Raw genomic sequence first — 8,273 nt, 5'->3', positions numbered from 1 at the left:
CCTTCTCAGAAGGCACTTCTGAAAACCCCGCTTTTACAAATTCATTAACACCTTTGTCATATTCGGTACTGGAAAGAGACATTTGTTCTACGATCGGATAATCAACCATGTTAATTACTACTTCAGGCATTTCCATTACATTTTCCAATGTATGCTTTGATGTATTATCTCTTATTCTCAGTGAGGGTGAGAAAATAAGAATGGGAGGGTCAACGCTAAAGGCATTGAAAAAGCTGAATGGGCTTAGATTTACCTTGCCCTCAGTGTCAATGGTACTGGCTAAAGCAATTGGCCGAGGTGCAACTGCTCCCAAAAGAATTGAATGAAAATATGCCACTGATACGGAATTGGGATCTACTGTACTCATAGTTGAAAAGTTAGATTATGGGTGTCCGCGCTGGTAACACTTGAGCTCTAACCTCTCCAAAACCAATACGTAAACCCGGTTTCTTACCAAAACCTTTAAATATCACTGAATCTCCATCCTTAATGAACGTTCTTTCTGTGCCATCTTCTAGCTGAATAGGTCTTTTGCCTCCCCAGGTGAGCTCCAGCATAGACCCAAACTGGTGAGCTTCAGGACCACTGAGAGTTCCTGAAGCCATCAAATCTCCAACTTGAACATTACAACCATTGATAGTATGATGAGCAAGTTGCTGTAACATATTCCAATACATATATTTAAAATTGGAAGTACTTATCTTTTGAACCAAGCCCTCGAGTGTTTCAATGTAAACTTCCAAATCAAGGTCATAATGATAGTCCCCCTCATATTTAAGGTAAGGCAATACCTCAGGTACTTGTTTTGGACCCGATGTTCTAAATTGAGATAAAGCTTCCAATGTAACAATCCATGGAGAAATATGAGAAGCAAAATTTTTCCCGAGGAAAGGTCCAAGTGGCACATATTCCCATTTCTGTATATCCCTTGCAGACCAGTCATTAAAAAGACATAAGCCAAAGATGTGATCAGTAGCATTTTGAGTAGGAATGGCTTCACCCAACAAAGAAGGCTTCCCGACAACAAAAGCCATTTCTAACTCGAAATCTAACAAGTTAGAGGCTCCAAAAATAGGAAAATTGGTCTCATTGGACATAATTTGACCTCTGGGTCTATGAAAGTGGGTGCCAGAAATAACAATTGAGGATGCTCGTCCATGATAGGCCACAGGCATATGTTTCCAATTAGGCGTTAATGCATTTTTGGGATCTCTAAACATACTACCCACATTAAACGCATGTTGTTCACTGGAATAGAAATCAGTATAATTACCAATTTTAATAGGCATACTATGAATAACTTGTGAATAATGGGTGAGAATTTCATCTTTGTCCAGTTGATTTTCTAGTAATCCAGCATTGGAATTTATTGTAAAAATTGTTTGTATACTTTCTCTTACTTTGCTTGTAATGGGTTTACCAAGTGAAATAAAATCATTCAGAAATTCCCTCTGAAAGATTCCTTGAGGTAACCCAAGCTCTTTCAAATATCCTTTTGCTTGTAACTTTGCTAAGTTGATAATCTGATTCCCAATTCTCGTTGTAACACTGAAATGATTATCTTCTTTGATAATACCAAATGGAATATTCTGAATAGGAAAATCAGAATCAGTGCTAACCGTAATCCAGGAGCTTTCTACCATTTTATAATGTTCCTCTTAGTTCCTGCTCTCTTTCTATTGCCTCAAAAAGCGCTTTGAAATTCCCCTTTCCAAATGACTGAGCACCTTTTCTTTGGATGATCTCAAAAAAAACAGTAGGTCTTGGTTCGATAGGTTTAGTAAAGATCTGCAATAGGTACCCTTCATCATCCCTGTCAATTAATATACCTAGTTTTTTTAGAGGCTCAAGATCCTCATCAATTTCACCAACTCTGTCAAGAACACTATCATAGTAGGTTGAGGGTACTTTTAGGAACTCAACCCCTCTTTCTCGCATGGCAGTCACAGTATCAATGATATTGTCAGTTGCGACGGCTATATGCTGGACACCTGCTGCACCTTAAAAATCAAGATACTCTTCTACCTGTGACTTCTTCTTTCCTTCTGCCGGTTCATTAAGTGGGAATTTGATACGTCCATTACCATTACTCATCACCTTGCTCATCAAGGCTGTGTATTCAGTTGAAATATCTTTATCATCAAAGGAAATCAACTGGGTAAAACCCATAACATTTGCATAAAACTGGACCCACTTGTTCATTTCATTCCAGTTAACATTCCCAACCATGTGGTCTATATACTTCAACCCTATGGGTGAAGGATTATAGATGGATTCCCAACTTCTAAATCCTGGCATGAAAATCCCAAGGTAATTTTTTCGTTCGACAAAGAGATGTACGGTCTCACCATATGTTCTAATACCTGATATTACTATTTTACCATTTTCATCTTTTCTGACCTCAGGTTCAAGAAATGGTTCAGCACCTCTTTTCACAGTTTCATTGAACGAATAGGTAGCATCATCAACCCAGAGCGCGATTACTTTAACTCCATCTCCATGCGCATCAATATGGGCACCAACAGGTGTTCCCTCTTTTAATGGAGAAGTTAATACCAACCTGATTTTATCCTGTATTAACACAAAAGATTCATAATCTTTATTACCTGTTTCAAGGCCCGAATATGCCAAAGACTGAAACCCCAAAGCTGTTTTATAAAAATGAGCAGCCTGTTTACAATTACTTACATATAGTTCTATGTAATCCGTACCATTTATAGGCAAGAAATCCTGAGCGTCTTTAAAGATCTTTTTGATCGGAGAGGATTGTGTTGACATTTCTCTATATTTAATTATTCTATCCAGCTTTTATAGTAATCACCAGCATCTATTTTTAAAGCTTCTTCCGTTACCATCAAAGGAGTAAATGTATCCACCATGACTGCTAGCTCTTCTGTTTTGGTTTGCCCAATACTTCTTTCAGTTGCACCTGGATGTGGTCCATGTGGGATGCCAGCCGGATGAAGAGTGATGTTACCTTTACCTATATCATTTCGACTCATGAAATCACCATCAACATAATAAAGTACCTCATCTGAATCGATATTACTATGGTTGTAGGGTGCAGGTATTGATTCAGGATGATAGTCATACAATCGAGGCACAAACGAACAAACAACAAAGGCATCAGTTTCAAATGTTTGATGTATTGGAGGAGGGAGATGAACTCTTCCTGTAATGGGCTCAAAGTCATGAATGGAAAATGCATATGGATAATTATAACCATCCCATCCCACTACATCAAATGGGTGATATGCATAGATGTATTCATGAATGACCCCCTGTTTCTTGACCTTAATCATAAAGTCTCCTTTCCTATCAAGCGTTTCCAGGTATTCTGGTTTTCTAAAATCCCGCTCGCAATACGGGGAATGCTCCAATAGCTGTCCAAACCAGTTTCTATAACGTTTAGGTGTATAAATCGGACGATGCGATTCGAGGATTAGCAAGCGATTTTCTTTGCTATCAAATTCGAGTTGATAGATCACCCCCCTTGGTATAAGTAGATAATCACCATAAGAAAAGCTGAGATTGCCCAGTTGAGTTTTTAATTCTCCCTTACCCTGATGAATAAAGATTAATTCATCACAATCTGCATTTTTATAGAAATATCCCTGCTGACTATTTTGAGGAGCCGCCAGGACAATATGGCAATCTGCATTTGTCAAAATAATCTTCCTGCTATCCAGGTAGTCCTCAACCGGTTTAATATTGAGCCCTTCCAATCTTAAAGACTTCATATTTTTAGCTACAGCTATCCTGGGAGTTACATCATAGGATTTATTGATCCTTTTTACCTGAGTAGGTCTATGGAGATGGTATAATAGGGAAGACATCCCATCAAAACCAATGGTTCCAAATAGCTGTTCATAGTGTAAATCACCGTTTTCCTTTCTGAAAGTGATATGACGCTTATGAGGTATGCTTCCGAGTTTATAATATTGAGGCATATTGATAAATAGCTAATCGTTAGTTCATTAATAACTTCAATGCATAATCATATGCAGTATTTGTCAACTTTGTCTTAGAGCTATTCCTTTGTCGGATTTTCTCTAACGCTTTCCTGATGGTATCAGATGTATCGTGGAAAATATTTTCATCAGACATATTAACTTCACCAGACATCAGGTAGGCAAACACTCTTGCCATTCCACAACTGGCAATGAAATCCGGAATTAATGCAACACGTTGATCTGCATATTCACTAACCGGACCATAAAATGTTTCCTCATCGGAAAAGGGTACATTTGCTCCGCATGAAATTACTTCAAGACCCCGGGCAATCATATTGCCTACCTGACCTTGTGTAACAATCCTGGAAGTGGCTGCCGGCACAAATACTTCAGCTTTTACTTTCCAGATAGCTTCATTAATAGTGACGAACGGAATAAGTTCATGGCTTGAGAGTTGGTTGCCGGTTCTATTTACAAAAAGTTTTGTTATTTCCTCAAAAGTGAATCCTTCTTCCTTAATTAGACCTCCCGATAGATCTATTATTCCAACAATTTTAACACCAAGCTGCGCTAAGAAAAATGCAGCTGCTGCACCAACATTTCCCCATCCTTGAATTATCGCCTTTTTTTTGGTAAAGTCACCTCCCCAAAGATTGTAGTAATGTCTCACCGCTTCTGAAACTCCATAACCAGTAATGAGTTCTGCCACCGTATATCTTTTTCTCACATCAGGAGAATACATTGGATCTTCAACTACTTTAATAACACCAAAACGCAGCTGACCAATCCTATTTACTGTCTGAGCTGCTGTGGGTTGGAAGTGACCCGTAAATATTCCTTCTTGTGGATGCCAGATGCCATTTTCTTCAGTAATAGGTATTACTTCATTAGTTTCACTTATATTTAGATCACCTCCTGTTCCATAATAATATTTTAACAATGGTTTGATTGCGGTATACCACCGTTTCAAAACTTCACTTTTTCTGGGATCAGAAGGATCAAAATTTATTCCTGATTTGGCACCCCCAATTTGAGGACCGGATATGCTAAACTTGATTTCCATTGTTTTAGCTAATGACTCCACCTCTTTCTTATTTAACCCTTTTCGCATTCGAGTACCACCTCCTGCAGCTCCTCCTCTAGTAGAGTTTATTACCACCCATCCTTCAGCATCAGTTTCTGAATCATGCCACTCAAAAACTATTTCAGGTTTTTTCGATTCAAATTGAATAAGTAGATCTTTCATGTTAAGAATTAATGGAAGTCAAAACTAAAATCTGGATCAGATCGAAAAAATATATATTCTATAATAATATAATATTCTAGAATATTAATATAGTATATGTTCACTATAATATATATTTATTCTTTATTTGACATATATTATAACATAAAGTATAATAATATTCTACCATGGCTCAATTAGATAAAATAGATATTCAATTATTAGAGATTCTTCAACAAGAAGGAAGAATTACAAACAAGGCTCTTGCAGAACAAATGGGACTTTCAACCACACCTGTATTTGAACGCATGAAAAGACTTGAAAAAGCAGGTATAATAAAAAGATATGTTGCTCTGCTAAATGCTAAAAAAATTAATAAGAATCTTGTTGTTTTTGTCTTTATCTCTCTCAAAAACCATACACGTTCCTATCTTGAAAAATTTGTTGAAGAAAACAGACTTTATAATGAAGTGCAAGAAATCTATCACATCGCCGGAGACTTTGACTATCTATTAAAAATAAGTACCACGGATATGGATTCCTTCCAAACTTTCATCATTTCTAAGCTATCAATAAATTCCAATATTGCGCATGTTAAGAGCCAATTTGCACTTTCACAGGACAAATATACTACTGCATACAAGTTGAGTTAAATTGAGTTAGCCTTATGGTATGCCTTAATAATGCTTTCAAGCGCTTCCGGATTACGCATAGTTTCCAGATTTATTTTATTACCCATTCCCATTAAAGCTTTTTTAACAGGAACCTCCATCTTCTTTCCATTAATAGTATAGGGAATGTCTGAAACTTTAAAAATCTGATCTGGAACATGTCTTGGAGAGCATTGTTTTTTGAGTACTGCTTTTATTGTTTTGATAATTTTTGCTATATCAATATCGTCTTCTGTGACGATAAATAAGGGCATCACATCGTCTCCATTTGACTTTTCAATATTCACAACCAGACTGTCTTTTATACCTTCAATATGATCTAATACAGCATATATTTCTGATGTTCCTATCCTGATGCCCTTTCTGTTAAGTGTGGCATCAGATCTCCCCTGAATCAGAACCGCGCCATTTTCCAGGATATTTACCAAATCCCCATGACACCATTTGTTCCTGAAATATTCGAAGTAACTTGATTTATATAGTTGATTTCCTGGATCATTCCAGAAATATATGGGCATGGATGGCATTGGTTTTTCAATGACCATCTCACCTAGGTTACCGAATATTCGATTACCAGCCTCATCATAAGCAAAAAGTGCGCAACCTAAAGCCCTGACCTGAATTAGTCCTTTATAAACAGCTTCCGTGGGACAGCCTCCGACAAAGGCAGTACATACATCAGTCCCCCCACTCATAGAAATAAGCCAGATGTCCTCTTTAACATTTTCATAAACCCAATCATATACCTCAGGCGGAAGTGGAGCTCCAGTAGAGCTGATAGATCGCAGTGAACTTAAATCAAAATTTGCTCCAGGCTTTAAATTCCTTTTCATACAAGCAACCAGAAAGGGAGCACTTATACCAAAATGATGAATAGGTAACTTTTCAGCAAGAGACCAAAGAGCACCTAAATTGGGATAACTGGGACTTCCGTCAAATAAAAGAGGAATTGCTCCCAATAACATACTAGCCGGAAGAAAATTCCACATCATCCAACCAGTAGTTGTAAACCAGAAAAATACTTCCGCGGGCTTTACATTATTATGAAAACCAAGGTACTTTAGGTGTTCAAGTAAGACACCACCATGAGAGTGAGTGATTGCTTTTGGTTTCCCTGTGGTCCCTGATGAATAAAGAATCCATATAGGATGTACGAATTCGACCGGAATAAATTTAAGAGTATCAAAATCACCTGTACTAACCTCTTCCCATACCAAAAGATTCTCAAGAGGTGGTATATCTTTACTCAAATAGGGAATAAGAATTACCTTTTCAATACTAGATACTTCTTTTTGGATCTTCCGAACTTCCTCTATCTTGCTATTGGCTTTGCCATTATAGAAGTAACCATCAGAGAAGAATAGAAGTTTGGGACTAACAAGATCAAAACGTTTAACTACAGTTTCTGCTCCAAACTCACTGGAAGCACATGTCCAGACGGCTCCCATCGAACTTGCAGCCATGAAAATGACTATTGCTTCAGGAATATTAGGGACGTATCCTGCAATGCAATCACCTTTTTTAATACCCTGAGCTAACATAAAAGCTTGCAAATTAGCGGCTCTCTCTTCAATTTCTTTCCACGAAATTGAAACTAGTGGACTAACCTCATTCTTAAAATATAATGCCGGATTATTGGTGTTCCTATTTCTAAATATATGCTGTGTATAGTTGAGTGTTGCTCCCTGAAACCATTTAGCCTCAGGCATTTTATCATTGGATAACACAGAACTGAAATCGGAATATGAGATTATATCAAAATACTCCCAAATATTCTTCCAAAAAGATTCAACATCATCTATTGACCATTTCCATAATTCAAAATAGTTTCTAAATATTAGTCCTTCTTTCTTATTCAGCCAAGTTTCAAACTTCTTGAGATTTGAACTCTCAATAAATTCGGAATCAGGATTCCACAGCCTTTCTGGAGATTGTTTCATTAGCTATTGTTAATAAGGAAATACAGGAAATACTATCGCACTCCAAAAGCTAACATAACATATATTTAAGTTTTTATAAGGATATGAAATATTATAAGGCTTAATTATGAAGGTTTTCTCAAATATAGTATTCCGAAGTTTGTTTTATCTCCTTTAAAACAAATGCCGTATTAAGCATACGAATATTTTCAATTTTGGATAATTTATATCGTACAAAATCATGATACTCTTCAAGACTGCCAATATTTATCTTTAGTACAAAATCTACTTCTCCAGCCATATGAAAACATTCCTGTACCTCATCTAGTTTTTGAACCTGAACTTCAAATTTTTCAATGAACTCTTCACTATGCTGTCTCATTGAGACCTGACAAAGACAAGTGACTGATCTGTTAATTAGTTTTTTGTCCAGAATAGCCACATATTTCTTTATGTAGCCATACTTTTCCAGTCTTCTTATCCTTTCATACACAGGTGACACTGT

7 protein-coding genes and 1 pseudogene are annotated in these 8,273 nt (G+C 36.9%); 1 reads left to right on the top strand and 7 read right to left on the bottom strand.

The genetic code is table 11. The features are described from left to right. The 5 genes and pseudogenes from RLO81_RS00040 to RLO81_RS00020 all read right to left on the bottom strand — a co-directional run. Positions 1-367 (bottom strand): flavin reductase family protein (locus RLO81_RS00040; RefSeq protein ID WP_350105453.1); only part of this gene is annotated, 367 nt, incomplete at its 3' end. Positions 368-377: 10 nt separating this feature from the next. After that, positions 378-1,643 (bottom strand): fumarylacetoacetase, encoded by a 1,266-nt coding sequence (fahA, locus tag RLO81_RS00035; RefSeq protein WP_350105450.1) that lies wholly within the window; start codon positions 1,641-1,643, stop codon positions 378-380. 1 nt (position 1,644) lies between these two features. Beyond that, positions 1,645-2,778: pseudogene (gene hppD / locus RLO81_RS00030) on the bottom strand (4-hydroxyphenylpyruvate dioxygenase). 14 nt (positions 2,779-2,792) lie between these two features. Beyond that, complete coding sequence (locus tag RLO81_RS00025) at positions 2,793-3,950, bottom strand: homogentisate 1,2-dioxygenase (protein WP_350105449.1); 1,158 nt, start codon at positions 3,948-3,950, stop codon at positions 2,793-2,795. Between the two features lie 19 nt (positions 3,951-3,969). Further along, positions 3,970-5,199 (bottom strand): Glu/Leu/Phe/Val dehydrogenase dimerization domain-containing protein, encoded by a 1,230-nt coding sequence (locus tag RLO81_RS00020; RefSeq protein ID WP_350105447.1) that lies wholly within the window; start codon positions 5,197-5,199, stop codon positions 3,970-3,972. Between the two features lie 167 nt (positions 5,200-5,366). Between RLO81_RS00020 and RLO81_RS00015 the strand changes: the two genes are divergently transcribed. After that, on the top strand, positions 5,367-5,831 hold the full coding sequence (locus RLO81_RS00015) for an Lrp/AsnC family transcriptional regulator (RefSeq protein ID WP_350105445.1): 465 nt from the start codon (positions 5,367-5,369) through the stop codon (positions 5,829-5,831). Here RLO81_RS00015 and RLO81_RS00010 read toward each other — a convergent pair. Together RLO81_RS00010 and RLO81_RS00005 are read right to left on the bottom strand one after the other, a co-directional pair. Beyond that, positions 5,828-7,789: an acetoacetate--CoA ligase gene (locus tag RLO81_RS00010; protein WP_350105443.1), complete on the bottom strand. Its 1,962-nt coding sequence runs from the start codon at positions 7,787-7,789 to the stop codon at positions 5,828-5,830. The genes RLO81_RS00015 and RLO81_RS00010 overlap by 4 nt on opposite strands. A 118-nt stretch (positions 7,790-7,907) precedes the next feature. Beyond that, positions 7,908-8,273 (bottom strand): Lrp/AsnC family transcriptional regulator (locus tag RLO81_RS00005; protein ID WP_350105440.1); only part of this gene is annotated, 366 nt, incomplete at its 5' end.

It is taken from the genome of Fulvivirga sp. (assembly GCF_040220315.1).
Taxonomy (GTDB): domain Bacteria; phylum Bacteroidota; class Bacteroidia; order Cytophagales; family Cyclobacteriaceae; genus Fulvivirga.
The sequence above is the reverse complement of the archived record's forward strand: the minus strand, read 5'-3'. Positions and strand labels throughout refer to the sequence as shown.

Bases quoted from the DNA above. Each gene is read 5' to 3' on its own strand.
- RLO81_RS00010 (WP_350105443.1), bottom strand. From the start codon at position 7,789: ATGAAACAATCTCCAGAAAGGCTGTGGAATCCTGATTCCGAATTTATT.
- RLO81_RS00015 (WP_350105445.1), top strand. From the start codon at position 5,367: ATGGCTCAATTAGATAAAATAGATATTCAATTATTAGAGATTCTTCAA.
- RLO81_RS00020 (WP_350105447.1), bottom strand. From the start codon at position 5,199: ATGAAAGATCTACTTATTCAATTTGAATCGAAAAAACCTGAAATAGTT.
- RLO81_RS00025 (WP_350105449.1), bottom strand. From the start codon at position 3,950: ATGCCTCAATATTATAAACTCGGAAGCATACCTCATAAGCGTCATATC.
- fahA (WP_350105450.1), bottom strand. From the start codon at position 1,643: ATGGTAGAAAGCTCCTGGATTACGGTTAGCACTGATTCTGATTTTCCT.